Source organism: Novosphingobium sp. TK46 (genome assembly GCF_055361525.1).
In genome coordinates this window covers 3,391,285-3,417,658 of the sequence record NZ_CM143963.1, presented here as the reverse complement: position 1 = coordinate 3,417,658, position 26,374 = coordinate 3,391,285, and the positions used below count along the sequence as shown (strand labels likewise).

25 protein-coding genes are annotated in these 26,374 nt (G+C 63.2%); 4 read left to right on the top strand and 21 right to left on the bottom strand.

All coding sequences use genetic code 11. The features are described 5' to 3' along the window. Positions 1-152: 152 nt before the first annotated feature. The 3 genes from murI to ACXJ1Z_RS16350 all read left to right on the top strand — a co-directional run bounded on the left by murI (position 153) and on the right by ACXJ1Z_RS16350 (position 2,651). A complete protein-coding gene (gene murI / locus ACXJ1Z_RS16360) occupies positions 153-908 on the top strand; it encodes a glutamate racemase (protein WP_463781276.1) in 756 nt (251 codons plus the stop codon). A 139-nt stretch (positions 909-1,047) separates the two neighbouring features. Further along, complete coding sequence (gene hemA / locus ACXJ1Z_RS16355; protein WP_463778093.1) at positions 1,048-2,262, top strand: 5-aminolevulinate synthase; 1,215 nt, start codon at positions 1,048-1,050, stop codon at positions 2,260-2,262. 185 nt (positions 2,263-2,447) lie between these two features. Next, positions 2,448-2,651, top strand: coding sequence for a hypothetical protein (locus ACXJ1Z_RS16350; protein WP_463778092.1), 204 nt, complete (start codon positions 2,448-2,450; stop codon positions 2,649-2,651). A 30-nt stretch (positions 2,652-2,681) separates the two neighbouring features. On the opposite strand, the gene ACXJ1Z_RS16345 is transcribed toward ACXJ1Z_RS16350, so the two are convergent. The 4 genes from ACXJ1Z_RS16345 to ACXJ1Z_RS16330 form a co-directional block, all read right to left on the bottom strand. Next, complete coding sequence (locus ACXJ1Z_RS16345; RefSeq protein ID WP_463778090.1) at positions 2,682-4,091, bottom strand: sensor histidine kinase; 1,410 nt, start codon at positions 4,089-4,091, stop codon at positions 2,682-2,684. Beyond that, positions 4,078-5,004 carry a hypothetical protein gene (locus ACXJ1Z_RS16340; protein ID WP_463778088.1) on the bottom strand — a complete coding sequence of 309 codons (927 nt, stop codon included), beginning with the start codon at positions 5,002-5,004 and terminating at the stop codon, positions 4,078-4,080. The genes ACXJ1Z_RS16345 and ACXJ1Z_RS16340 overlap by 14 nt, the downstream gene beginning before the upstream one ends. 34 nt (positions 5,005-5,038) lie before the next feature. Beyond that, complete coding sequence (locus ACXJ1Z_RS16335) at positions 5,039-6,250, bottom strand: hypothetical protein (RefSeq protein ID WP_463778087.1); 1,212 nt, start codon at positions 6,248-6,250, stop codon at positions 5,039-5,041. A 73-nt stretch (positions 6,251-6,323) separates the two neighbouring features. Further along, positions 6,324-6,626 (bottom strand): Hpt domain-containing protein, encoded by a 303-nt coding sequence (locus ACXJ1Z_RS16330; RefSeq protein ID WP_463778086.1) that lies wholly within the window; start codon positions 6,624-6,626, stop codon positions 6,324-6,326. A 195-nt stretch (positions 6,627-6,821) separates the two neighbouring features. Between ACXJ1Z_RS16330 and ACXJ1Z_RS16325 the strand changes: the two genes are divergently transcribed. Then, a complete protein-coding gene (locus ACXJ1Z_RS16325) occupies positions 6,822-9,365 on the top strand; it encodes a coiled-coil domain-containing protein (RefSeq protein WP_463778084.1) in 2,544 nt (847 codons plus the stop codon). Between the two features lie 64 nt (positions 9,366-9,429). Here ACXJ1Z_RS16325 and ACXJ1Z_RS16320 read toward each other — a convergent pair whose 3' ends face one another. From ACXJ1Z_RS16320 to ACXJ1Z_RS16240, 17 genes are all read right to left on the bottom strand, one after another. After that, positions 9,430-9,720, bottom strand: a complete 291-nt coding sequence (locus ACXJ1Z_RS16320; protein WP_463778082.1) for a DUF1467 family protein — start codon at positions 9,718-9,720, stop codon at positions 9,430-9,432. 9 nt (positions 9,721-9,729) lie between these two features. After that, positions 9,730-11,376: a ribonuclease J gene (locus ACXJ1Z_RS16315; RefSeq protein ID WP_463778081.1), complete on the bottom strand. Its 1,647-nt coding sequence runs from the start codon at positions 11,374-11,376 to the stop codon at positions 9,730-9,732. A 10-nt stretch (positions 11,377-11,386) separates the two neighbouring features. Then, on the bottom strand, positions 11,387-12,163 hold the full coding sequence (locus ACXJ1Z_RS16310; RefSeq protein ID WP_463778080.1) for a type III pantothenate kinase: 777 nt from the start codon (positions 12,161-12,163) through the stop codon (positions 11,387-11,389). Between the two features lie 16 nt (positions 12,164-12,179). Further along, complete coding sequence (locus tag ACXJ1Z_RS16305; protein ID WP_463778078.1) at positions 12,180-12,899, bottom strand: biotin--[acetyl-CoA-carboxylase] ligase; 720 nt, start codon at positions 12,897-12,899, stop codon at positions 12,180-12,182. A gap of 16 nt (positions 12,900-12,915) precedes the next feature. Next, entirely contained in the window at positions 12,916-14,379 is a 1,464-nt protein-coding gene (gene nuoN, locus ACXJ1Z_RS16300; RefSeq protein WP_463778076.1) for an NADH-quinone oxidoreductase subunit NuoN, read from the bottom strand. Continuing rightward, complete coding sequence (locus ACXJ1Z_RS16295; RefSeq protein ID WP_463778074.1) at positions 14,379-15,908, bottom strand: NADH-quinone oxidoreductase subunit M; 1,530 nt, start codon at positions 15,906-15,908, stop codon at positions 14,379-14,381. Before ACXJ1Z_RS16295 ends, nuoN begins: the two co-directional genes overlap by 1 nt. A 64-nt stretch (positions 15,909-15,972) precedes the next feature. Continuing rightward, positions 15,973-18,087, bottom strand: coding sequence for an NADH-quinone oxidoreductase subunit L (gene nuoL / locus ACXJ1Z_RS16290; RefSeq protein WP_463778072.1), 2,115 nt, complete (start codon positions 18,085-18,087; stop codon positions 15,973-15,975). A gap of 4 nt (positions 18,088-18,091) precedes the next feature. Beyond that, positions 18,092-18,397, bottom strand: coding sequence for an NADH-quinone oxidoreductase subunit NuoK (gene nuoK / locus ACXJ1Z_RS16285; protein WP_463778070.1), 306 nt, complete (start codon positions 18,395-18,397; stop codon positions 18,092-18,094). After that, complete coding sequence (locus ACXJ1Z_RS16280; protein WP_463778069.1) at positions 18,394-19,011, bottom strand: NADH-quinone oxidoreductase subunit J; 618 nt, start codon at positions 19,009-19,011, stop codon at positions 18,394-18,396. The genes nuoK and ACXJ1Z_RS16280 overlap by 4 nt, the downstream gene beginning before the upstream one ends. Positions 19,012-19,026: 15 nt before the next feature. Beyond that, on the bottom strand, positions 19,027-19,512 hold the full coding sequence (nuoI, locus tag ACXJ1Z_RS16275; protein WP_463778067.1) for an NADH-quinone oxidoreductase subunit NuoI: 486 nt from the start codon (positions 19,510-19,512) through the stop codon (positions 19,027-19,029). After that, positions 19,509-20,555, bottom strand: coding sequence for an NADH-quinone oxidoreductase subunit NuoH (gene nuoH, locus ACXJ1Z_RS16270; RefSeq protein ID WP_463778066.1), 1,047 nt, complete (start codon positions 20,553-20,555; stop codon positions 19,509-19,511). The genes nuoI and nuoH overlap by 4 nt, the downstream gene beginning before the upstream one ends. Then, entirely contained in the window at positions 20,552-22,570 is a 2,019-nt protein-coding gene (nuoG, locus tag ACXJ1Z_RS16265) for an NADH-quinone oxidoreductase subunit NuoG (RefSeq protein WP_463778064.1), read from the bottom strand. The genes nuoH and nuoG overlap by 4 nt, the downstream gene beginning before the upstream one ends. Next, positions 22,570-23,880: an NADH-quinone oxidoreductase subunit NuoF gene (gene nuoF, locus ACXJ1Z_RS16260; RefSeq protein ID WP_463778062.1), complete on the bottom strand. Its 1,311-nt coding sequence runs from the start codon at positions 23,878-23,880 to the stop codon at positions 22,570-22,572. The genes nuoG and nuoF overlap by 1 nt, the downstream gene beginning before the upstream one ends. Continuing rightward, positions 23,877-24,548 (bottom strand): complex I 24 kDa subunit family protein, encoded by a 672-nt coding sequence (locus ACXJ1Z_RS16255; protein WP_463778061.1) that lies wholly within the window; start codon positions 24,546-24,548, stop codon positions 23,877-23,879. The genes nuoF and ACXJ1Z_RS16255 overlap by 4 nt, the downstream gene beginning before the upstream one ends. After that, complete coding sequence (locus ACXJ1Z_RS16250) at positions 24,548-24,883, bottom strand: nuclear transport factor 2 family protein (RefSeq protein WP_463778059.1); 336 nt, start codon at positions 24,881-24,883, stop codon at positions 24,548-24,550. The genes ACXJ1Z_RS16255 and ACXJ1Z_RS16250 overlap by 1 nt, the downstream gene beginning before the upstream one ends. Further along, entirely contained in the window at positions 24,876-25,076 is a 201-nt protein-coding gene (locus tag ACXJ1Z_RS16245; protein WP_463778058.1) for a hypothetical protein, read from the bottom strand. The genes ACXJ1Z_RS16250 and ACXJ1Z_RS16245 overlap by 8 nt, the downstream gene beginning before the upstream one ends. An 82-nt stretch (positions 25,077-25,158) precedes the next feature. Beyond that, the gene (locus tag ACXJ1Z_RS16240; RefSeq protein ID WP_463778056.1) at positions 25,159-26,373 is read right to left on the bottom strand and encodes an NADH-quinone oxidoreductase subunit D; all 1,215 of its coding nucleotides are present in this window, start codon (positions 26,371-26,373) and stop codon (positions 25,159-25,161) included. Position 26,374 lies beyond the last annotated feature (1 nt).

Here is a 26,374-nt window from a genome sequence, read left to right as displayed (position 1 = left end):
CGCTTCTAACCGCTTGCAAAACGATTGGCGAAGGCTTGTTGCTCGGGCCTGCATCAAACCGCTAACAGGCGCATCCGATTTCGCCCGAAAGGACCACCCGCTTGGCTCGATCCCCCGCTTCATCGGCTCCGGTCCTGCTGTTCGATTCAGGCATGGGTGGCCTCACCGTGCTTGAAGAGTTGCGACGGGTGCTGCCACAGGCGCCCGTGGTCTATGCCGCCGACACCGCCGGGTTGCCTTACGGAACCAAGACGGAGGCGCAGATCGCGGCGCGTGTTGCCGGGCTGTTGGGACGCCTGACCGAACGGCTCAATCCCAGGCTGGTGTGCATCGCCTGCAACACGGCTTCGACGATCGCGCTGGAGATGGTGCGTGACGTGCTGGAAGTGCCTGTCGTCGGTACGGTTCCGGCAATCAAGCCTGCTGCGGGCATGACGCGTACCGGGGTCATCGGACTGCTGGGAACACAGGCGACCATCCGTCAGGGATACGTCGACCGCCTGGAAGATCGGTTCGGCCAGGGTAAGCGGCTGCTGCGGCATGCGGCTCCCCAACTGGTCGAGGCAGCCGAAGCGAAGATGCGTGGAGAGCCTGTCGATCCAGCCGCTGTCATGGCGGCGGTCGATGGCTTGCGCGCCATGGTCGATGGCGATCGGATCGACACCGTCGTGTTGGCGTGCACGCACTTTCCGCTGCTGCAGGAAGAACTGGCGGCGGCTTTTGGCGGCGGCGTCGCCTTCGTGCATGGCGCCGCCGGCATCGCGCGGCAGATCGCGCGCTTGCTCGAGGGGCAGAATTTCGATCGTAGCGAGCTCGACTATGCGATCACGACCGCTCCGATCCCTAGGACTGCCGACCTGAACGCGATGCTCGAACGATATGGGCTGGCCGATTTTCGCGCGGCGTGATCGTATTTCACGAACATGGTGATCGGATCGCGGCTCCCTCGCCCTGACGCCTGGATAACACGCTGGCGCATAAGGTCATCATGCGATATGGCGCCAACCAATGCGCTGGGAACGGCGACCGCGGAGCGGATCGAATTTCGTGAACTACGACAAAATCTTCGACCAGGCGATCGAGCGTCTTCATTCCGAAGGCCGCTATCGAGTGTTCATCGATATCCTGCGCAACAAGGGGGCGTTTCCCAACGCGCGCTGTTTCGCGGGGCATAACGGACCCAAGCCGATCACGGTCTGGTGCTCGAACGACTATCTCGCAATGGGGCAGCATCCCAAGGTGGTCGCCGCGATGGAAGAAGCGTTGCACGATGTCGGCGCGGGCTCGGGTGGTACGCGCAATATCGGCGGCAATACGCATTATCATATCGAGCTGGAGCGGGAACTTGCCGACCTTCACGGCAAGGAAAGCGCCCTTCTTTTCACGAGCGGCTATGTGTCGAACGACGCCACCTTGTCGACACTTGCCAAGTTGCTGCCCGGCTGCGTGATCTTCTCCGATGCCCTGAACCATGCCAGCATGATCGCCGGCATCCGCAATTCCGGGTGCGAGAAGAAGGTGTGGCGGCACAACGATGTGGAGCACCTGGAACAGCTGCTCGCGGAAACCGACCCGAAAACGCCCAAGCTGATCGCGTTTGAGAGCGTCTATTCGATGGATGGCGACGTAGCGCCGATTCATGCCATCTGTGATCTTGCCGACAAGTACAACGCCATCACCTACATCGACGAAGTTCATGCCGTCGGCATGTATGGCAAGCGTGGCGGCGGCATTTCCGAGCGCGACAACGCCGCCGATCGCATCACCATCGTCGAAGGAACCTTGGGCAAGGCTTTCGGTGTGATGGGCGGTTACATCGCCGCGGATACGCGCATTATCGACTGCATTCGCTCGTATGCGCCCGGCTTCATCTTCACCACATCCTTGTCGCCGGTGCTGGTTGCCGGCGTTCTGGCGAGCGTTCGGCACCTCAAGTCCTGCAGCGAGGAACGTGAGGGGCAGCAATACGCCGCAGCCACGATGAAGGCGATGTTCCGCGAAGCCGGGTTGCCCGTGATGGACTCCGTCACCCACATCGTCCCGCTGATGGTGGGCGATCCGGTCAAAGCCAAGAAGATCAGCGACATTCTGCTGGCCGAATATGGCGCTTACGTGCAGCCTATCAACTTTCCAACGGTTCCGCGCGGAACGGAACGGCTGCGCTTCACGCCGGGCCCGGCCCATACCGAAGCGATGATGCGCGAGTTGACCGCGGCACTTGTCGAGATTTGGGATCGCCTCGAAATGCGCATCGCCGCCTGATTTGCCGGCTGGACTACATCGCCACACCTGCGTCTTGCGGTGATTTTCCTATCGTCAGGGTACCTCCTGGAAGTCGGACCTTCCTCATCCTTCCAGCTTAAGGCGCGGATTATTCGATGCTTTTCTCGCTATTACCTGCGCAAGTAGGTATGTCTGCGCTCAGAGCGAACTGAAAAGGATTGACGATGCGGTTCCTGCGGATCGGTGCTCTTGTATTTGGCGTCCTGGCGATAGCGATGGGGTTGCTATGGCTTGGTCAAGGCACCGGGGTAATCATGTGGCCTAAAAGCAGTTTCATGCTTGCCGATCGCACTTGGGCACGGAACGGCCTCTTGCTCACCGCAGCAGGCGCCATCGTCGTCTGGCTTTCTTACAAGCGGTACCGCTGAGCAATCGCCTGGTAGGCTCCGCCAAGGTCGTCAGCAGATGTCGGATACATCGCTTGCGGGAAGGTCTAGATTGAACCGGGCGCCCTCGCCCACGACACTCTCGACCGAAAGCTCGCCGCCCATCGCTCTTGCGAGCCGCCGCGAGATGTAGAGGCCCAGACCCGAGCCGCCATCGCCACTTCGGCCCAAACGCTCGAACTTTTCGAATACGATCGCCTGGTCGTCCGGCGATAGCCCCGGCCCCTGATCGGCGACGACTACCCGCGCTTTGTCATCGACATGCTGCAAGTCGATCGAAATGTGCGATCCTTCCGGCGAATAGCGGATCGCGTTGCCGATGAGGTTGAGCAAGATCTGCAGCACCCGACGGAACTCCGCGATAGCGGTCATCTGCCCCTGCGTGGATGGGGCGGCGATGACGATGTCTTTTGCGCGTGCGCGTACGCCAAGGATCCCTGCAGCCTGTCGAGCTACATCCCCCAGGTCGATCCGCTCGGGCACAGTCGCGAAATCGGCGGCTTCGACCGTTTCAAGGTCGCTCAGGTCGTCAAGCAGGCCAAGTAGTAACCGCCCGGCGTTCGCGATCTCGCCCGCATAATCGGCATAAGCGTCGGGTAGTGGACCGGCGAGGCGCGTTCGGATGGTCTCGGCGTTCGCCACGATGCGGGCGATCGGCTGACGCAGCACTGGTGCGAGGTCGGCGCCGACAAGCCCCTGCCCCGCCGGCATCAAGCCTTCGAGCGTCGATGGCGAAGGCAAGGTCTGGTCCGCGACTTGATCGGACACGAGCAGTAACTCGAAGCCACTCGGCTCGCGACCAGCCCCGATCTGCGGAATCAGCACGATCTTCCAATCTCGCACCGCCGCGTCGATCTCGACTGGCGCCCCATCGAGCATCCGCCAGTGCAGCGCCTGGAGCCCTCGCGCCACCGGCGTCATGAAGTCGGTGAACGGGCGACCAATTCCGCCTTGCATTGCGAGCGCAAGATTAGCCAACTCCACGCTGTCGCTGGTCACGGTCAGGATGCGTTGCCGCGCGTCGAGAAGGGCTGAAAGTTCCGCCACCTCGCGATCCAGAATCAGCCGCCGCTGGTTAAGGTCGCGGGCATCATCGGCCGGCATGGGGGCGCTTTGCCAACTCCGCAAGACGATCCTGCAACCCTCGTCCTCAGCGTCCGGCCCTGGCTCTACTTCGACCCAGGCGGAAACGGACTCGACTCCATCATGGACCGTGATCGCCCGCGCAAGCGGAAGCCCGAGGCTGCGCGATTGTCGCACCAGTTCCAGCAATGCAGGGATCGCGATGATGCCGTGCGGTTCTCCACCGCAGCTGGTCTGAAGCTCCGAAAGCGGCGCATCCGCCGAAAGCAGGCGATCGGCCGCGTCGCTGGTTGCCGTCGCGATCACGACCCCCGGTTCCTCAAGGTCAGCGATGACCATCGCGCGCCTCGGCGAGGATGGCGGCGGCCGGCTCGATGCCCAGACGATCGAAGCCGGACGGGAGCTGGGTGTCGCCATGCAGTATCAGCAATTGTTGATCGATTACCGGGGCTGGCAGCGCTGCCGCCCGTAGGCCCAGAGCAAGACGTAGGCGCCGCGTATCCTGCATCGAAAGGATGACTTGCTCACGGCCCTGCCTCGTAATGGATGACAGTGCGCTCGCGAACAGGGTGGCTCCACCATGCCGCAGATCGAGCGCGACGCTCGCCGCGCTTCCCATGTTCGCGACCAAGCGGGCCGCGAGCCCAAGACGAGTAGCACTTTCGTCATGATCCTCCCGAAGTTGCGGCACGCCCAAGTCTTCAGCGAAGCCGGTCACGGAACGCAGCGCGCCAACAACGGCGTCCAGGATCTTGCCGGGCAAGTCACGCGGCGAGAGTTGCATGCGCCGCATGCCCTGGCACCAGCGCGCCTGCGCCGCGAGAAACTTCATCGCGGTATCTTGCGTCTCTGCTTCCGGCGATGCGATGAGTGCCTGCAACAACGGCGGCACGACCGGATCGACCGCGTGTTGTTGTTCCAGCCTCACGAGCAACCGCCATTCGAGTGCAAGCGCGTGGAGGTGTCGCAACACTCCGGGACAATCGAGCAGCGCGTCGGCAAGCTCAGCCACCGAGCTTCGTTCCGGCGGATGACCGTCATCGCTTGCCGTCAGCAACCGCTGCGCGAGATGGAGTTGCATGCCTCGTACGAGCGCGAGGATCTCGTCACCGAACGCGGTCCGATTGTCGTTATCGAGTAGGTGGCGCAAAACCGGTTCCACGGCGCCGGACAGCGCATCGCTTCGCGCTACTTGCGCACGCAACTGCTCCTCGATCGGTTCGCCACTGATGCGCAAAGGTGTCTCGATCATCCCACGGCGTTACTGCCGCTTGGTTAAGCCCGCGTTAGTTGCTTCGCCTTGGTGGCAGCACGATGCAGCCGATAACCAGTGCTAGCGCCATCAACCGAACCGCCATGCCAAGATACCCCAGCATGGCGGCCACGCCAAGCATCAGCGCGAGAACGCCGCGATCCGCCACCCATCGGGCTATCTGTCCTGGCAGCAACTGCGGCGCCAATCGCAGCATGAGGACAAGAACCGAAGGCGCGAAAATGCGATCTTCCATCGTGGCGATCGGATCCAGACCGATCTCGGTCATTCCCAGAACGCAGATGACGATCAATACCGCGTCGATCAGCCACCCGAGCAACTCTGCGCGAGGGATCGCAGGCGCCGCGACGCTGTAAGCCTGACGCTCGGTTTGCCGAAGCAGATCCGTGGCCTGCACCAGAACCCATCCGATCGCCGTCAAACCCAGCGCCGGCACCGGCGAACCCAGCCAGGCTGCGCAAAGCGACAGGACCAGAGCCGCTACAACGCCCCCGCCGACCATGCCGCTGGCGTTGCCGCCATGCAGCAGGGCCGATCCAAACGACAGTACGCCGATCCGCGCGAGCCGATCCGAAAGCGTCAGCGGTTGGCTCAGCGACAGTCTTGCTCGCAGCCAGTCATTTTCGATGGCGAGCGCGTCGGATTCGCTTCGCACCATCATCCAGTTGTCCGCTGCGCGCGCATCGATCGGTACTTGCCGCATCTGGGCGCCCGCCTGCAACGCCACGCGTGTCAGGGCGGAGGCCACATCGCAATCCGGCGGCAGTTCGTGCAATCGCTCCACCAGCGAGCCGGCGATCTTGATCAGTCCGGCCGCCGCATTGTTGATGTCGAGCCGCTCGAAGCCGCGTGCGACCGCGCCGTCGTCCGGCAGCGCCAGAACCACGCTCCGGCTACCTTCCAGCAGCGCAGCGGTTTCGCAGTCCTGAAGGAACAGGCCCTCGGTGATCACGATCAACTCATCTGTCGCCGTCACCAGCCCGGAGATCTGCTGCGGTCCTGTCACGATATTGAACCGCAGGCCGGCCGCCTCGGCACCATGTTGCAAGGCAATCAGTTCTGACGAAGGGCCACGCGCCACGCAGATGAGCCGCTGGCATTCGAGCGAAAGCGCGAGGCCCAACTGATGCTGCGCGAGGCTGGCTCCGGCTATGCGCAGGAAGGCTCGCGGATATGGCTGACCTGCCCCGGCCGGCTCCAGCATGGATAGCAATGCGATGCGCACCGTGCTTCCCCTCCCATGCGTCGAGGCGCCTCTCTAGGCGGCGCCCCGCTTGGTGCCAAGCAGGCTTCGTACCCTATTCGGCCGAAAATTGTGCAACGTACGTCTTGAGACGACGGACGATCCCAGGCTCGCCCGGCGCACCGCCAAGCGCTTCCTCCGCAAGAAGCAGCAGCGGTTCGGAGTGAAAGCTGGCTGCCAGGCCCTTGAGACGCATCGCCGCCACGGACCAATTGCCGTCGCACCTCGACCGTTCCAGCAAGTCCACCTGCCGCGCGACGCCATCCGCGTAAGCTCTGCGAAGCTCGGCAACCAGGTCCGCATCACCGCCTGCCGCGGCCTGTAGAGTAGCGTCGAGCGCGCCTGCTTCATAAGCCATCCCCAGCGGATAATCGATCAGGGGTTAATCCGGGGTTTAACGGATGCCGCTCCTCGTGATAAATTCACCGGCATGGCAGGGGAAACACGCATCTTCGCAGTCGACGCAAACGGGCCTGAGCCCAAAAGCGGCGCCCATTCGGCTCCTGTTGAAGGAGATACGGCGACCACGCCCGATCCGGAGCTCTTCGATACGGTGCCCTGGGATTTCGAAGAGTCCAAGCAGGCTGGCGCTCGCGACGGCGCTTATATCATGCCGCTGATAGCCGGGGGCATGGTCCTTGGCTGGACGGGATTTTTCATGTGGTCGCAATGGAATGTCTTGTCCGGGCTGACGCCGGCGGCGGTCCCCCAGACCATCGTCCAGTGGGCTGTTCCAGTGCTGTTGGTCGTGGTCGTGTGGCTGCTTGTCATGCGCAGCAGCCTGCGTGAGGCAAAGCGGTTCGGAGACGCCGCTGCCATGCTCAGAGCGGAAGGCGCCGAACTCGAGCGACGCCTCTCTACGGTGAACGGCGAGCTTAGCCTGGCAAGGGAGTTCGTTGCCGCGCAATCTCGCGATCTCGAGTCCTTGGGACGAATCGCCGTCGAGCGGCTGACCCAGAATGCCGAACGCCTGCAGGCGCTCATCGTCGAGAACAGCTCCAGACTCGATGGCATCCAGACGGTCAGCCAGTCCGCCTTGGAGAACATGGATCGACTTCGCGGCCAACTACCTGTCATCGCGAGCTCGGCGAAGGATGTGACCAACAACATCGGCAACGCGGGCCGGGTCGCACAAGTTCAACTTGACGATATGGTAGCGGGTTTCCAGCGCCTTGAGCAGGCGGGAGATGGTTGCAATCGGATCGTCGCCACCGTCAGCCGCTCGATGGACGGAGCCGCTGGCGAGTTCGCGCGCATATGCGAGAACCTCGAAGGTGTGGCGGCGGCCCGTTTCGATGCACTTGCCTCACACGGAAACGAGTTCCGCGCCCAGCTTCAACGCGATGAGGAGCAGGCGCTCGCCGCGATAAGGACTCGCGCCGAGGCCCTCGCGCATGAAGTGGAAGGCGTACGCGGGGCGCTTGATGGATATGAAGCTGAAAGCCTCAATTCCCTGCGTGTGCGCTTGGCAGCCTTGCGCGACGAAAGCGGAGTCGTGGCGCGTGCGCTGCAGGACAGCGAGTTGCGCGCGGTCGAGTCGTGGACGGCCCGGATCGTCACGGTAGAAAGCCAGCGCGACGCGCTCGACCAGCGGTTGGAAGAAATCGAGCGCGCTTCGCTAGACGCCCTGCGTGATCGGGCGGATGCGCTCACCCAACGCGCCGAAGAGTTGCGCGCCCGGTTATCGCAGGACGATCAGGCAGCCCTGACCCTGATCGAGCAACGCACCGACCGTATCCGCGTGCGCGCGATAGAACTCCAGACCCACATCGATTCGACCGAGCAAGCGGCCGTGGCACGCATAACGGCGCAATTATCCACGCTCGACGGCGCTGTGGCGGAGCGACTGGCCGATCACGAGCGGCATTCCGATGCACTCGCTTGGCGCAGCGAGGCACTCGCGGGATCGTTGAGCGATCACGGCGAACGCATGGCTGCGGTTGCCAGAAGCGGCGCCGAGATCGAAGCCAATCTGTCACGTAGTCTGGCCGTCTTGGGCGATCGCCTGACCGCATCGCGTACCACGCTGGCTGCGACCGAGGGAGAAGTCGAGCGGCTGACCGATGCCAGCGTCCGCCTTCTGGAACTCGTCCAAGCGAGCGCGAAGCACAGTTCGGGCGTATTGCCCGAGGCGCTGGCGATCGCTGACGATCGCCTGTCGCGGCTGGGGGACAAAGTGCTGCACTTGATCGACGATATCGAGACCGGATCGCGCAAAGGCGGCGAACTCAGCGGGCGCATCGACGTCCTTCGCGAGGCGCTCGCTTCCGTGCAGTCGCAGATCGACGCCGGGCAGACCAAGATCTCCGAACGCAACGAAACGCACTATGCGGAACTGAGCGCCTTGCGCGCCGCGCTGGAAGACATGGAGCGCACGGGCGAACGGGTCGAAGCCAAGACCCGCGGCGAGCTTGGCGGCGCCATCGACTACCTCGCAGCTTCGGTCCGCAACATCCTGGCAACGCTAGAAGATGAAGGCACGAGCCGAGTGCGCGCGCTTGCCGAACATCTCGGCGAGGAAAGCGCGACCGCTATCGATCGGGTCATGAGACCGCGTGCAGCCGAAGCCGCCGGCACGCTGGAGCAGGCCGTCGCTCATGCTACCGGCGCCGGCCGTGAGGCGGCAAACCAGATGCGTGAGCAATTGTCGTCGGTGGAAGAAGCCGTCGGCAATCTGGAGCGCCGCGTCGAGCAGGCCCGTGAGCGGGCACAGGAGCAGGTCGACAACGATTTCAGCCGGCGTGCCGCGCTAATCACCGACTCACTCAAGTCGAACGCGATCGATATCGCCTCGGCTCTATCTGGCGACGTGGCGGATACCGCGTGGTCCGCCTACCTGAAGGGCGATCGTGGCATCTTCACCCGCCGCGCGGTGGCCTTGCTCGAAGCCGGGGAAGCGCGCGCGATACAGCAACTGTTCGAACGCGATGATACCTTCCGCGAGCACGTGAGCCGCTACATTCATGACTTTGAGGCCCTGCTCCGACAGGTTCTATCGACCCGTGACGGCAACGCCTTGGGCGTCACGCTGCTGTCGTCAGACATGGGCAAGCTTTATGTCGCACTTGCTCAAGGTATAGAACGGTTGCGAAACTAAGCCCGCGAGATGCCGACGGAGGGTTCACGCCTTGGCATTTCGCGAAGCGTTCCCGCCGACCGGCTCAATAACCCAGATCCTTGACCGGCGGTGGACCGTAGAAGTTGAGATCCTGAACGCTCACCCAGCCATTCACATAATTGAGATAGAACGCGAAAAGCATCACAGCGGCCAGGATCGTCGCACGAATCGCGACCCGGCCAGGTCGAAAGTTTACCGGCGCGCTCTCCGCATGCCCCTTCTCGATACGGTGACCCTCCACCTCATCGGGCGTGCGCAAGCCGAACGGCATCACCAGGAATGCGCTGAACACCCACAGCAGCGCATAGATCGCGATCACCGATGTCCATTTCATCGGATCGCCTCAGTTCGCGTCGGCCATCATGACGATGACCTGCGGTTTCTTGCCGGTCCAGCGACTTGCGGCTCGCCTCGCGGCCAAGCGCACCGCTTCTCTTCGCTTGCCCGGCTCCGATCGCGACTTGCGCGATGCCGTGAGGGCGCTCTCCACATCGCGGCAGGTCTCAGCCAGGAACGCGTCCAGATCGGCTTCGAGCGGCAAGCCGAGCGCGTCGACCTGCACGCCGCCTTGCGGGTCGACCGCGACTGTCAGAACGCCAGCCTGGGACAGTCGGCGCCGCATCACGACCGCGTCGCCGTTGGCGGGTACGATCATGTCACCATCGAGCACCAGTCGACCCGAGCGGACCGCATCGATCTTACCCGGTTTACCAGGCGCCAATCGCACCAGATCCCCGTTCTGCTGGAATACGGCGGCAGGTATGCCGCTTGCCAGACCAAGCCGCACCTGCTCGCGCATGTGCCGGATCTCGCCGTGCACAGGTACCAGCACTTCCGGACGGATCCAGCTGTAGAGCGCCTCGAGTTCCGGACGCCCCGGATGCCCCGAGACGTGGATCGGGCTCTGCCGATCGGTAACCAGCACGATATCGCGCTCGGCAAGTCGATTCTGGATCCGACCGATAGCAATCTCGTTGCCCGGGATCTGGCGGCTCGAGAACAGCACAACGTCGCCGGCCTCGAGCGAAAGCTGGTGATTGCCGTCCGTCACGCGTGACAAAGCCGCGCGAGGCTCGCCCTGACCGCCGGTGGCCACGATCAGGAGTTCGCCGCGCGGCAACCCCATCGCCGTCTGAAAATCGATGGTCTCAGGAAGGTCCTTCAGGTAGCCGCTGGCCTTCCCCACTTCGATGATACGGTCGAGCGAACGGCCGGCCACGCACAGTTGGCGACCGGTCGCCTTCGCCACGGCACCCAGCGTCTGCAATCTGGCAACGTTGGATGCGAAGGTGGTGACGAGCACGCGGCGACCTTTATGCTTCGCCACTTCAAGCTGCAACCCGCGATAGACCTCCCCTTCCGAACCGGAAGCCTCGGGATTGAAGACGTTGGTGGAATCGCACACCATAGCCAACACGCCCTCATCACCGATCTCGGTAAGTTCGGCCGCCGTAGCCGGAACGCCGACCTGGGGTTCGTCGTCGATTTTCCAGTCGCCCGTGTGGAACACGCGTCCAAAAGGCGTGTCGATCAGAAGCGCGTTACCCTCAGCAATCGAGTGCGCCAGCGGAACGTAGCTGATGCCGAACGGACCGATTTCAAACTCATCCAGATCACGCACTATGATCAGTTCGATCTGGTCCCTTATGCCCTCTTCTTCCAACTTCGCGGCGACGAGGCGGGCCGTAAACGGCGTGGCATACAAGGGAACACCAAGCTTCTTTGCAAAGTAAGGCACCGCTCCGATGTGATCTTCGTGCGCGTGAGTCAGCACGATTCCCAACAGATCCTCGCGGCGCTGCTCGATGAATTCGAGATCGGCGAAGACCAGGTCGACGCCGGGGTACTCGTTACCGCTAAAGGTCATGCCAAGATCGACCATGATCCACTTGCCGCGGCAGCCATAAAGATTGACGTTCATGCCGATTTCGCCCGAGCCGCCGAGCGCGAGGAACAGCAGTTCCTCTCCGGGTTTGGTATTATCCTTCAATTCAAATCCTTTATTGGGCAGAACGCTCTGCCAGGATCGCCAGGCCCTCAAGCGTGAGGTCGGCGTCAACGATATCGAATATAGTGCTGGCTTCGTCGAACAGAACGGCCAGCCCGCCCGTCGCGACGACTTTTGCAGGGCGGCCGATCTCGGCACGCGTGCGGGCGATCAGACCCTCCATCATTGCGACATAGCCCCAGAAAACACCGATCAACATCTGATCTTCGGTGTTCCGGCCGATTACGCTGGTCCCCCTGGGCACCTCGATCGCAATGCGCGGCAGCTTGGCGGTGTTGCCGACCAGCGCGTCGAGCGAGAGGTTGAGGCCTGGCGCGATGATGCCCCCTTTGTAGGCGCCGTTGAAATCGATGACATCGAACGTGGTGGCGGTCCCGAAATCTATCACGATGAGGTCGCCCTGATACTTCGCATGAGCCGCCACTGCATTGACGGCGCGGTCGGATCCCAGCGAGCGTGGTTCGTCGACGTCTATTTCGATGCCATATGCCGCAGCGCCCTGGCCGGCGATCAACGGTTGGATCTGGAAGTAATTCTGGGCCAAGACCTCCAGGTTGTGGAGCGCGCGGGGTACCACCGTGGAAATGATGATGCGATCTATCGCCTTACGCTCGACACCCCGGATCTGCAGCAATTGCATCAGCCACACCGCGTACTCGTCGCCGGTGCGGCGAGGATCGGTGGCGATACGCCAACGTCCCTTGATGGTCCGACCATCGAAAAGTGCGAAGACGACGTTGGTATTGCCGGCGTCGATGGCGAGCAGCATGGTGCGATTGTCCCGGTCAGCGGCGATGGTCGAGCGTGACTTCGCCGGCGTGGATCGTCTGTCTCGTGCCTCCCGCAAGCTGCAGTTGCAAGGCCCCATCAGGGCCGAGGCCGGCGAATGTGCCGCGCAGGACCTCGCCGCTGGGTCCATGGACCTTCAGCGCGGTCCCGAACGCGTGTGCACGGGCGATCCAGTCCGAGCGTAGTTGCTCCCAACCACCCCCGCGCCAGAGCCTCAAAGTGTGCGTCCAGCAGGTGTCGAGTAGATCGGCGAAAATTTCGCGCGTCACAGCGTGCCCGCTCGACGTCAGGCTCGCGACATCTCGGTCCAGCACTTCGGGTGCCTGAGCAATGTTCACGCCAATGCCAACCACCACGACGTCTCCGATGCGCTCAAGCAGGATGCCGGCCAGCTTGGCATCCTTGAGCAGCACGTCGTTGGGCCACTTCAGCGCCAGGCCGGCGATGCCCGGCGCAGCGGCCTCGATCGCGGCGAAGGTTGCGACCCCGGCAACCAGCGACAGCGTCGGCGCGGGAGGATCGCTCGCCTGGACGAGAACTACGGTTGAGCCCATGAAATTGCCGGCGCCGTCGTTCCACACGCGACCCTGCCGGCCGCGGCCGGCGGTCTGGCGATCGGCGACGAGCCAGCGCCCCTCGCCCACATCCTCATCCGCAGCGATTCTCGCGGCAAGGTCGGCACTTGTCGAGCCGGTTTCGGCGACGACTTCGATCAAATCGGCCTGATGTGTCTTAGGACGCGAGGAACAGAACGGAGGCAGCGGTGGTCGCCAGGCCATCGAGCCACTTGGTGAGCAGGTAGCCAAGCGGCGACATGAACACCGCGCAGATCAGCAGCAGCGCCTGGTGCGCCCAGTCGCTCTTGCCCGTGACCACGTCAGCCGGTTCGTCGAAGTACATGATCTTGACGACCTTGATGTAGTAGAACGCACCGATCACCGAGGCGGCGATACCGATCGCGGCGAGCGCCACGTAGCCGGCATTGACCGCGGCCTGGAACACCACGAACTTGCCCCAGAAGCCGAACAGCGGCGGGATACCGGCGAGGCTGAACATGATCATCGCCAGCGCCAGCGCCAGGTAGGGGCGGGTGCGCGAAAGGCCGGCGAGATCGGCGATCGCCTCGACCGGGTTGCCGTCCGCGTCCTTGAGCATCAGGATCGCGACGAAGCCGCCCAGTGACATGGCTATGTAGATTACCAGATAGGTCAGCATCGCCGCCGCGCCCTGCGGCGTGGCAATGGCCAGACCGATCAGCACGAAGCCGACGTTGTTGATAGACGAGTACGCCATCAGCCGCTTGATGTTGCTTTGGCCGATGGCTCCGAGCGCACCGACCACGATCGAAGCGAGCGCCGCGAACATGACGATCTGCTGCCAGGCGGTCGCCTGAGACCCGAACGCCTCGAACGAAACGCGCATCAGCAGCGCCAGCGCCGAGGCCTTGGAAGCGGTGGCGAAGAAGGTCGTCACCGGTGTCGGCGCGCCTTCGTAGACGTCGGGCGTCCACATGTGGAATGGCACCGCGGCGATCTTGAAGGCCAGGCCCGCCAGCACGAAGACGATGCCGAACAGCGCGCCCGCCGACAGCCCGCCCGAGAGCGCGGCGTTGATGCCGGCGAACGAGGTGGTGCCGGTGAAGCCGTAGGTCAGGCTCACGCCGAACAGCAGGATGCCCGAGGCCAGCGCGCCCAGCACGAAGTACTTGAGGCCCGATTCCGCCGAGCGTCCGTCCGTGCGCAGGAACGCTGCGAGAATGTACGAAGCGAGCGAGTTCATCTCGAGGCCGATGTACAGCGTCAGCAGATCGCCGGCCGACGCCATCATGCCCATGCCGAGCGCGGCGAAGAGCACGAGGATCGGGTATTCGGCGCGCATCTGGCCGAGGCGGTCGAAGAACGCCGGTGCCACGATCAGGGCCGCGGCCGACGATCCGTAGATCAGCAGCTTGGCGAAGGCGGAGAAGGCATCGGCGTGGTACTGACCGCCGAACGCGCTCACGTCCGGACCCATGGCCCCGCCGCACAGCGCCGGCGCGACCAGGAACATGCAGCCGACCAGGACCGAAACGGCCAGGATCGAAATAAGGCGCGAAGCCTTGTCACCGCTCCAGGCGGCGATCAGCAGCAGGATCAGGCCCGCGATGCTGAGCGTCTCTTCGGGCGCGATCAGGCGAAGCGAATGGGCGAGGTCCATCAGTGTGCCTCCCCTTCATGCGCCGCCGGGGCGGGCTTGGCCTTGCCGATCGCTAGCTTGGCGTCGCCCTCGGGCTTGGCGCGGGCGAGACGTGCGTCGAGTGCGGCGATGTCTGCGCGCATGGGGGCAATGAAGCTTTCTGGATAAATGCCCATCCACAGCACGGCGAGGCCGAGCGGGATCATCATCAGGTATTCGCGCAAGGTCAGGTCCGGCATGGCGGCGGCGTCGGCGTTCTTCTGTTCGCCGAACACGACACGGCGGTAGAGGTAGAGCATGTAGGCGGCGCCCAGGATGATGCCGGTGGTGCACACCAGCGAGACCCAGCTCGATATCTGGTAGATACCGCCCAGGCTCAGAAACTCGCCCACGAAGCCCGAGGTACCCGGCAGGCCGATCGAGCCCATCGTGAACAGCAGGAAGAACAGCGCATACTTGGGCATGTTGATCGCGAGGCCGCCGTAACGGCTGATCTCGCGGGTGTGCAGGCGATCGTAGATCACGCCGACCGAAAGGAACAGCGCGCCCGAGACCAGGCCGTGGCTCAGCATGACCAGCATCGAGCCTTCGAGGCCCTGCACGTTGAAGGCGAACAGGCCGATCGTCACGATCGCCATGTGCGCGACGGACGAATAGGCGATCAGCTTCTTCATGTCGTGCTGCACCAGCGCGATCAGCGAGGTGACGACGACCGCGATCATCGACAGTGCGAACACCAGCGGCGCGAACTGCGCACTCGCCTCGGGGAACATCGGCAGAGAGAAGCGGATGAAGCCGTAGCCGCCCATCTTGAGCAGCACGCCGGCCAGGATCACCGAGCCCGCGGTCGGCGCCTGAACGTGCGCGTCGGGCAGCCAGGTGTGGACCGGGTACATCGGCATCTTCACCGCGAAGCTGGCGAAGAACGCGAGCCACAGCCAGGTCTGGACGTGCGGATCGAAATCGTAGGCCATCAGCGTCGGGATGTCGGTAGTGCCGGCCTGGTGGGCCATCCACAGCATCGCGATCAGCATCACCACGGAGCCGAGCAGCGTGTAGAGGAAGAATTTGTAGCTGGCGTAGATGCGGTTGTCGCCGCCCCAGATGCCGATGATCAGGTACATCGGGATCAGCCCGGCTTCGAAGAAGATGTAGAACAGGTACAGGTCCTGCGCCGCGAACACGCCGATCATCAACGTTTCCATCAGCAGGAACGCCGCCATGTATTCGCCGACGCGCTTCGTTACCGAAGTCCAGCTAGCGCCGATGCAGACCGGCATCAGGAACACCGAGAGCATGATCAGCAGCAGCGCGATGCCGTCGATCCCCAGCGCGTAGGAAAAGCTGGAGAAGATCGCGTGGCGCTCCTGGAACTGCCACTGCGCGCCGCCGATGTCGAAGTTCGCCCAGAGCACGACGCCGAGCACGAAGTCGATCAGCGTCGCCGCCAGCGCGACGGTGCGCGCGGCCTGCGCCTCGAGATTGAGGCAGGCGATGGCGCCGACCAGCGGCACCAGCAGCATCAGCGAGAGGATCGGAAAGCCCCCCATCACACTGCTCCCAACGAAGCGAACATCATATTCCCCTGCGGCCGGGTCATTCGATCAGCGCCCGTCACGTGATCACCCAGGTGATCGCGGCGACGAGGCCGATGAGCATGACCAGCGCGTAGCTGTAGAGATAGCCCGACTGCACCTTCTGCGCATAATGCGAGCCCTTGGCGACGACCCAGGCGGCACCGTTCGGACCGAACCGGTCGATGATGCCGACGTCGCCCACCTTCCAGAACACCCGACCAAGCCACAGCGCAGGCAGGACGATCGCGTAGTGGTAGAGTTCGTCGAACATCCACTTGCGGTAGACGAAGGTGTAGCTCGGGCCGAGCTGCTCGGCGAACGCTGCCGGAAAACGAGTGTTGCGGATATAGCCGTACCAGGCGGTGAGCAGGCCGATCGCCATGACCGTGAACGGTGCCCACTTCACCCACAGCGGCACGCCGTGCATCGCGTGGATCAGATGCTCGGGGAAGGACAGGCTACCCTTCCAGAACTCGCCCTCGCCCTCGGAGATGAAGGCGTGCTGGAACACGAAGCCGGCCAGCACCGCGCCAATCGACAGCGCGATCAGCGGGATCAGCATGACCCACGGACTTTCATGCGGATGATAGCCGCCGGTACCTGCCTCGGTATGGACGCTCGGCTCGTGGTGCGCGGCCGCGCGACCGTCATGTCCAGCGTCTTCCTGCGCCGGCGCGTTATCGGCTTCGCTGCCATGGCCGTGCGTTTCGTGTGCGTCATGGGAATGCGTGTCATGGCCGTGAGCATCGTGTAGCGCGTGCTGGATGTGCTCGGAGGCGGCCCAGCGCGGCTTGCCGAAGAAGGTCAGGAACACCAGGCGCCAAGAATAGAAGCTCGTCATCAGCGCAGCGAAGATGCCCATCCAGAAGGCGTAGTCGCCCACTTGCGAGCCTGATGCATAAGCGGACTCGAGGATCGCGTCCTTGGAGTAGAAGCCGGCGAAGCCGAACACGTCGGCGATGCCGACGCCGGTGATCGCGAGCGTTCCCGCGGTCATCGCCCAGAACGTGATGGGGATCTCCTTACGCAGGCCGCCATAGTACCGCATGTCCTGCTCGTGATGCATCGCGTGGATCACCGAGCCGGCGCCCAGGAACAGCAGCGCCTTGAAGAAGGCGTGGGTAAACAGGTGGAACATCGAGGCGCCGAACGCGCCGACGCCGGCGGCGAAGAACATGTAGCCCAGCTGCGAGCAGGTCGAATAGGCGATGACCCGCTTGATATCCCACTGGGTGCAGCCGATGGTCGCAGCGAAGAAGCAGGTCGAGGCGCCGATGAAGGCGACGAAGCCCATCGCCGTCGGCGCGGCCTGGAACATCGGCGACAGGCGGCAGACCATGAACACACCCGCGGTGACCATCGTCGCAGCATGAATCAGGGCCGAGACCGGGGTTGGGCCTTCCATCGCGTCGGGAAGCCAGGTGTGCAGGCCGAGCTGCGCCGACTTGCCCATCGCGCCGACGAACAGCAGCAGGCACAGGACCGTCAGCGTGTCGAAGCGATGGCCCAGGAAGCCGATCGTCGATCCCGCCATGCCCGGCGCGGCCGAGAGGATCTCCGGGATCGAGACGGTGTTGAATACCAGGTAGGTCCCGAAGATGCCGAGCATGAAGCCCAGGTCACCCACGCGGTTGACCACGAAGGCCTTGATCGCAGCGGCGCTGGCGGACGGTTTCCGGAACCAGAAACCGATCAGCAGGTACGAGGCGAGCCCGACGCCTTCCCAGCCAAAGAACATCTGCACCAGGTTGTCGGCAGTCACCAGCATCAGCATGGCGAAGGTGAAGAGCGACAGGTACGCGAAGAAGCGCGGCTGATCCGGCTCCTCGTCCATGTAACCCCACGAGTAGAGGTGGACGAGCGCAGAGACGCTGGTGATCACCACCAGCATGACGGCGGTCAGCGTGTCGACCCGCAGCGCCCAGTCGAACGTCATCGTGCCGGACTGCACCCACTTGAGCACAGGGACGACGGTGGCCTCGGCACTGCCGGTCAGGAAGCTGATGAAGATCGGCCAGGACAGGGCGCAGGCGACGAACAGCGCGCCGGTCGTGATGACCTTGGCCGCGAAGTTGCCAAGCGCCTTGTTGCCAAGCCCGGCGACGATCGCTGCCAGGAGCGGCAGGAAAACGATGAAGGTGATGGGATGCAAGATCTTAGCCCTTCATCCGATTGGCGTCGTCCACCGCAATGGTGCCACGGCTGCGGAAGTAGATGACGAGGATGGCGAGACCGACAGCCGCCTCGCCCGCCGCGACCGTCAGGACGAACATGGCGAAGATCTGCCCCGTCAGGTCGTGCAGGAAGCTGGAGAACGCCACCAGGTTGATGTTTACCGCCAGCAGGATCAGTTCGATCGCCATCAGGATGACAATGATGTTCTTGCGATTGAGAAAGATGCCCAACACGCCCAGCACGAACAGGATCGAGCTGACGACGACATAGTGTTCGATCCCGATCACAGCGTCATTCCCTTGCCCACTTCCGGTCGCATGTTGACGGTCGCCTCATCGGGACGGCGCGCGTTCTGCTTGGCGATGTTCTGCCCGCGGGTGTCGCCACGCTCGCGGTGGGTCAGAACGATGGCACCTATCATAGCGACCAGCAGCACCAGGCCCGAGGCCTCGAACAGGAACAGATAGCGGCTGTAGAGCAGCCCGCCGATCGCGGCGATGTTGCTGACACCCGGCGCGGTCATCGCTGCGCCATCCGGCGTACCGAGATGCAACGCGCCGGCGCGGTAAGCGCCGATGCCCAAGACGATCTCAGCCAGCAACACCACGGCGATCAGCATGCCGAGCGGAAAGTTTTTCACGAACCCTGCGCGCAGTTCAGCGAAGTCGATGTCCAGCATCATGACGACGAACAGGAACAGCACCGCGACCGCGCCGACATATACGATGACCAGCAGCATCGCGATAAACTCGGCACCAACGAGCACCATCAGCCCAGCAGCGTTGAAGAACGCCAGGATGAGCCAGAGCACCGAATGCACCGGGTTGCGCGCAAGGATGGTGACGGCGCCCGAGGCAATCGTCAGCACCGCGAAAAGGTAAAATGCGAAAACGTGAATCATGTGCCCCGCGGCTCCCTAGCGATAGGGCGCGTCGGCTTCAAGGTTCGCGGCCAATGCCCGCTCCCACTTGTCCCCGTTCGCCAGCAGCTTAGCCTTGTCGTAGAGCAACTCTTCGCGCGTCTCGACGGAATATTCGAAGTTCGGCCCCTCTACGATGGCATCGACCGGGCAGGCTTCCTGGCAAAAGCCGCAGAAGATGCACTTGGTCATGTCGATGTCGTAACGCGTGGTGCGGCGCGAACCGTCGCTGCGTGGCTCGGCCTCGATCGTGATCGCCTGTGCCGGGCAGACCGCCTCGCACAGCTTGCACGCGATGCAGCGCTCCTCGCCGTTGGGATACCGGCGCAGCGCATGCTCACCACGAAAGCGAGGGCTCAGCGGGTTCTTCTCGAATGGATAGTTGATCGTCGCCTTGGGCTTGAAGAAATACTTCAGCGTCAAGGCATGCGCCTTCACGAACTCCCAGAGTGTGAAGGACTTGACCAGCTGCGCGACACTCATGCGCCATACCTCGTAAACATGAGCCAGCCCGAAACGAGCACGACGAAACCGAGCGAGACGGGCAGGAAGACCTTCCAGCCCAGACGCATCAGCTGGTCATAGCGGTACCGCGGTACCGTTGCCTTCACCCATGAGAAGATGAAGAAGAAAAACAGGATCTTGAGCAGCAGCCAGACAAAGCCTGGGATCCAGTACAGGAACGGGATCTCGAACGGGGGCAACCACCCACCGAAGAACAGCGTCGCGTTGAGGGCGCACATCAGCAGCACGTTGGCGTATTCACCCAGCCAGTACAGCGCGAAAGACATCGACGAATACTCGGTCTGAAAGCCAGCGACGAGCTCGGACTCAGCCTCGGTCAGATCGAAGGGTGCCCGGCCGGTTTCTGCCATGCCCGAGATAAGGAACATCACCCACATCGGGAACAGCAGGATGTTGAACCAGAAGCCGTTGACGAAGCCGAGGCCCGCGCCCTTCTGTGCCAGCACGATGTCGTTCAGGTTGAAGCTGTTGGCCCACAACACCACGCAGATCAGGATGAACCCGATCGAGACTTCATAGCTGATCATCTGCGCCGAGGCGCGCATCGCCGAGAAGAACGGGTACTTCGAGTTCGACGCCCAACCCGCCATGACGGTGCCGTAGACACCCAGCGAACTGATCGCCAGCACGTAGAGCAAACCGACGTTGATGTCGGCCAGCACTGCGCCGGAGTTAAACGGGATCACCGCCCAGGCGAGCAGTGCCACAGTGAACGTCACGATCGGGGCGATCAGGAAGATGCCCTTGTTCGCAGCCGAGGGGATGATGGTCTCTTGCAGGAAGACCTTGAGGCCATCCGCAAACGACTGCAACAGGCCGAACGGACCGACCACGTTGGGACCGCGACGCAGCGCCATCGCCGCCCAGATCTTACGATCGGCATAGATGATCATCGCCACGCCGAGCATTAGCGGCAACGCGATCAGCAAGATGCCGGCGATCGTCGCAAGGGACCATGCCCAGTCGAAGGACATGCCGAGGGATTGGAAGAACGCTGTCACTCGGCGGCCTCCGCAAAGTCCTCGCCGTGAAGCAGTTCGGCCGAGCAGCGCTGCATCACCGCGCTAGCGCGGGCGATCGGGTTGGTCATGTAAAAATCCTGGATCGGATAGGCGATGGCGCCAGATGCGGAACCGCCGCCGGGCGGCAGCTCGCTTCCGTAGTCTGCCAGACCCTCGATGCCAAGCGTCGGAACCTGCGCGATCATCGCGTCGCGCAATTCGTCGAAGCTGTCGAATCCGACCGACACGCCGAACGCATCAGCGAGCGCGCGCAGGATCGTCCAGTCCTCGCGCGCGTCACCCGGCGCGAACACGGCCTTCTCACCGAATTGCACCCGACCCTCGGTGTTTACGTAAGTGCCGGCCTTCTCGGTGAAGGCAGCGCCAGGCAGGATCACGTCCGCCGCATGCGCGCCCTTGTCGCCGTGATGGCCGACGTAGACGATCATCGATCCGGCGAACCTAGTGTAGTCCACCTCGTCGGCGCCCAGCGAAAGCAGGACCTTTGGCTTGGCCGCAACGAGGTCGGAGATACCGCCCTTTTGCGCAAAGCCCAGCATCAGCCCGCCCATGCGGCTCGCCGCCATGTGCAGGACGTTAAAGCCGTTCCACCTTGACCCGTCCTCGAGATCACGCGCAAGGCTCAGATGTCCCGAAAGCGCCAATGCGGCGTCGAGACCGCCGCGGCCGAGCCCTGCCCCGCCGACGATTACCGCCGGACGCTTGGCAGCACCGAATGCCTCCATCACCGCCCGGGGCAGATTGCCCAGCAGTGCGAGGTCGCTGCCGATGAACTCGCCGCCGCAAGTGGTGTCCCACTCAGGCCCGATCAGGAAAACCTTGGCGCCCCGCTTGACTGCCTTGCGGATGCGAACGTGGACCAGCGGCGCTTCCCACCGCACCATCGAGCCGACGATCAGGATGGCATCAGCCGTCTCGATCCCGGCGAAGGTCGAATTGAAATTCACCGCGGCCAAGTTGTCGGTCGCGTAGTCCATTCCGGTCTGGCGACCTTCGAGCAGGGTCGAGCCCAGTGCGCCGAGTAGCGACTTGGCCGCGAACATCGTCTCACAATCGACCATGTCGCCGGCGATCGCGGCGATGCTGTTGCCCGGGTTCAACGAGGCGATCGCCGCAAACGCCTCATTCCAGCTGGCGGGCTGCAGTTTGCCATCGCGGCGCAGATAAGGCCGGTCGAGCCGACGTCGGGTCAGGCCGTCGACCTGATAGCGCGCCTTGTCGCTGATCCACTCTTCATTGACGTCATCATTGATGCGCGGAAGTACGCGCATCACCTCACGGCCGCGCGCGTCGATGCGGATGTTCGCACCGGTGGCGTCGGACACGTCGATGCCGAGCGTCTTCTTCAGCTCCCAGGGACGCGCCTCGTACTCGTAGGGACGACTGGTCAACGCGCCGACCGGGCACAAGTCGATCACGTTGGCCGACAGTTCATGCTTGGCAGCGTGCTCCAGGTATGTGGTGATCTGCATGTTCTCACCACGATAGAGCGCGCCGATTTCGTCGACGCCGGCGATCTCTTCCGAGAAGCGGACGCAGCGGGTGCAGTGGATGCAGCGAGTCATCTGCGTCTTGATCAGTGGCCCCATGTACTTGTCGGTCACCGCGCGCTTGTTCTCGTGGTAGCGCGAACCGCCACGGCCATAGCCCATCGCTTGGTCCTGCAGGTCGCACTCACCGCCCTGGTCACAGATCGGGCAATCGAGCGGGTGGTTGATGAGGAGAAACTCCATCACCCCCTCGCGCGCCTTCTTGACCATTTCCGAGTCGGTGCGGATCTCCTGGTTCTCCGCTGCGGGCAGCGCGCACGAAGCCTGCGGCTTGGGCGGACCTGGCTTCACCTCGACCAGGCACATGCGGCAGTTGCCGGCGATCGAGAGCCGCTCGTGATAACAGAACCGCGGGATTTCCTTGCCGGCGAGTTCGCAGGCCTGGAGCACGGTGGCGCCGTTGGGAACCTCGATCTCGACGCCGTCGACTTTGAGCTTGGGCATTATTCTGCGGCCTCTTGCAACGAGCCCAGGCGCTCTTCGATGCGACGCTCGATCTCGGGGCGGAAGTGCTTGATGAGGCCCTGGATCGGCCACGCGGCGGCGTCGCCCAGCGCGCAGATGGTGTGGCCCTCGACCTGCTTGGTGACTTGCTGGAGCATGTCAATTTCCTCGACATGGGCCTCGCCGGTGCGCAGGCGCTCCATCACGCGCCACATCCACCCAGTGCCTTCGCGGCAGGGCGTGCACTGGCCACAGGACTCATGCTTGTAGAAATAGGACAGGCGGCTGATGGCGCGCACAATGTCGGTCGACTTGTCCATGACGATGACCGCGGCAGTGCCCAGACCCGAACCCACCGCCTTGAGGCCGTCGAAGTCCATCGGCGCATCCCAGATCTGCGACGCGGGCACCAGCGGCACCGAGGAGCCGCCCGGGATCACCGCGAGCAAATTGTCCTTGCCGCCACGGATGCCGCCGCAGTGCTTCTCGATCAGCTCGCTGAACGGGATGCTCATCGCCTCTTCGACGACGCACGGCTTGTTCACGTGGCCGCTGATCTGGAAAAGCTTGGTGCCGCGATTGTTCTCGGCACCGAAGCTGGAGAACCAGCTCGCGCCGCGCCGCAAAATGGTAGGCGCGACCGCGATCGATTCAACGTTGTTGACCGTTGTCGGGCAGCCATAGAGGCCTGCGCCGGCCGGAAACGGCGGCTTGAGGCGGGGCTGGCCCTTCTTGCCTTCCAAGCTCTCGATCATCGCGGTCTCTTCACCGCAGATGTAGGCGCCGGCGCCGCGATGAACGAAGACGTCGTAATCGAAGCCGGAGCCAGCGGCATTCTTGCCAAGCAGGCCCGCGTCATACGCTTCCTGCACGGCGGCAAATAGCACTTCGGCCTCACGAATGTATTCACCGCGCACGTAGATGTAGGCAGCGCGCGCGTTCATCGCGAAACCGGCGACCAGCGCGCCCTCGATCAGCTTGTGCGGATCATGGCGCAGGATCTCACGATCCTTGCAGCTGCCCGGCTCGGATTCGTCGGCGTTGATAACCAGAAAGCTGGGCTTGGGATTGCCAGCGGCATCCTTGGGCGGCTCCTTGGGCATGAAGGACCATTTCATGCCGGTCGGGAAGCCCGCTCCGCCGCGGCCGCGCAAGCCCGAGTCCTTCATTTCCTGGATAATCGCGTCGCGTCCGCGCGCGATCAGGTCCTTGGTGTTGTCCCAATCGCCCCGCTTCCGCGCGGCATCAAGGTGCCACGACTGATAGCCGTAGACGTTGGTGAATATGCGGTCCTTATCGGAGAGGCTCATGCCCACTCACCCCGGTAATCGTGGTTCTCGTCGACCATCGCGATCAACGAACTCAGTGCGCCTGCAGGTTCTACCGTGTGGCGACCTGGCTCCTGGGTCCCAGCCTTCGGCCTTTCGCCGCGGGCCAGTGCGTCGAGGATCGCATCCATGCGCTCAGCCGTGAGATCCTCATAATTGTCGTCGTTGATCTGCACCATCGGCGCCGACGCGCAGTTGCCCATGCATTCGACCTCGGTGAACGTCCACAAGCCGTCGTCGGTGATGTGTCCAGGGAGCATGCCACGCTTTTCGCATGCGGCGATGATGTCGTCGGACCCGCGCAGCATACACGGCGTAGTGCCGCAGACCTGAACGTGGAAGCGACCCACCGGCACCAGGTTGTACATCGTATAGAAGGTCGCGACCTCTAGGACACGCACGACCGGCATTCCCAGTTCTCGCGCCACGAACTCGATCACCGGGATCGGTAGCCAGCCTTGCGTGTTCGTCTCTTCGCCGACCTGCCGTTGCGCGAAGTCGAGATAAGCCATCACTGCCGAGCGCTGCCGGCCCTCGGGATAACGCGCGATCGTCGCCCTGGCCTTGTCCGCCCATGTCGGCGTCCAGGCGAAGTTCCCCCAGCGCGCCCGCAGTTCGGGCGAATCCGGTTCGAGGTAGCGATCGGCCATTAGCGAACAAACTCCACGCGAGAGCACTTGTCGCCCTCGAAACTGTAGATCGACATCACTTCGAACGGCTCGGCATCGGCCGAGCGCGATACGGTCTCGTGCAGCACGACGAATTCGCCCAAGACATAACCCTTGACGATATCGGCACGGTTCTGGGGGAACTCAGCGAACATCGCCGTAAGCCCCGCGCGCACGCCTTCGCGGCCGTCACGCAGCACCGCGCCGCGGTAGCCCGCTTCGCATGCATCGTCGGTCATCAATGCGACATAGCCGTCGACGTCCTGCGCGTTGTAGCGCGCGATCATCTCTTCGGCGATGGCAAGGCGGTCAGCCATTCCTGCTCTTTCGTTTCAGCCAGACGTCCTGGCTGTAGAGAAACATTTCGAAGCCGCCGATCGCGGTGAGTAGCATGGGCAGCAGGTCGGAAACCTTGAGCCCCAGAACCAATGCGGCGAAGTACCAGGCGGCAAGCACCAACCCGGTGACCATGGCCCACATTCGCGTCATGTCGAACATCTGCGCCTTCATTTCACGTACTCCCGCGTTTCCCGCTACGCACTCACCCGAACGAGGGGTCCCACCCCTCTCGTCCGGTACTCGAAAACCGAAACTACCGATCGCATTCCCCGAACACGACGTCGATCGCCCCCAGGATCGCCGTGGCATCGGGCAGCATGTGCCCCTTGCACATCATGTCCATTGCCTGGAGATGCGAGAACGCCGTTGGCCGGATCTTGCAGCGGTACGGCTTGTTGGAACCATCCGAAACCAGATAGACACCGAATTCGCCCTTGGGGCTCTCGGTCGCGACATAGACTTCGCCGGCCGGCACGTGGAAGCCCTCGGTGTAGAGCTTGAAATGATGGATCAGCGATTCCATCGAACTCTTCATCTCGGCCCGCTTGGGTGGCACGATCTTGCGGTCTTCCGACGCGATCGGCCCCTCGGGCATCTGCGCCAGGCACTGCTTCATGATCTTGGCGGACTGGCGCACTTCCTCGACGCGCACCATGAAACGATCGTAGCAGTCGGAGTTGGTGCCGACCGGGATCTCGAATTCCATGCGGTCATAGACGTCGTAGGGCTGGCTCTTGCGCAAGTCCCACGGAATGCCGGCGCCACGGATCATCGGGCCGGAAAAGCCCCACGCGATGGCATCGTCGCGGCTGACCTTGGCGATGTCGACGTTGCGCTGCTTGAAGATCCGGTTGTCCACGACCAGGCTCATCGCGTCGTCGAACAGCGTCGGCAGGCGCGTGTCGAGCCAGTCGGCGATGTCGGTCAGCAGCTTGAGCGGCACATCCTGGTGAACGCCACCAGGACGGTACCAGGCCGCATGCATGCGTGCACCGGACGCGCGCTCGAAGAAGTTGAGGCAGTCCTCGCGAATCTCGAACAGCCACAGGTTCGGTGTCATCGCGCCCACGTCCATGACGTGCGAGCCAAGGTTGAGCATGTGGTTGCAGATGCGTGTCAGTTCGGCGAACAACACTCGCAGGTACTGCGCGCGGATCGGCACTTCGAGGTTTAGCAGCTTCTCGATCGCCAGTACGTAGCTGTGCTCCATGCACAGCGGCGAGCAGTAGTCGAGGCGGTCGAAGTACGGCAGAGCCTGAAGGTAGGTCTTGTGCTCGATCAGCTTCTCGGTGCCGCGATGCAGCAAACCGACGTGCGGATCGACTCGCTCGATCACTTCGCCGTCCAGTTCCATGACCATGCGCAGCACGCCGTGCGCGGCGGGATGCTGAGGGCCGAAGTTAATGGTGTAGTTGTCGACCGACTCGCCCGTGTTGGTGGGCGAACGGTCCAGGGTCATTCCACTCATA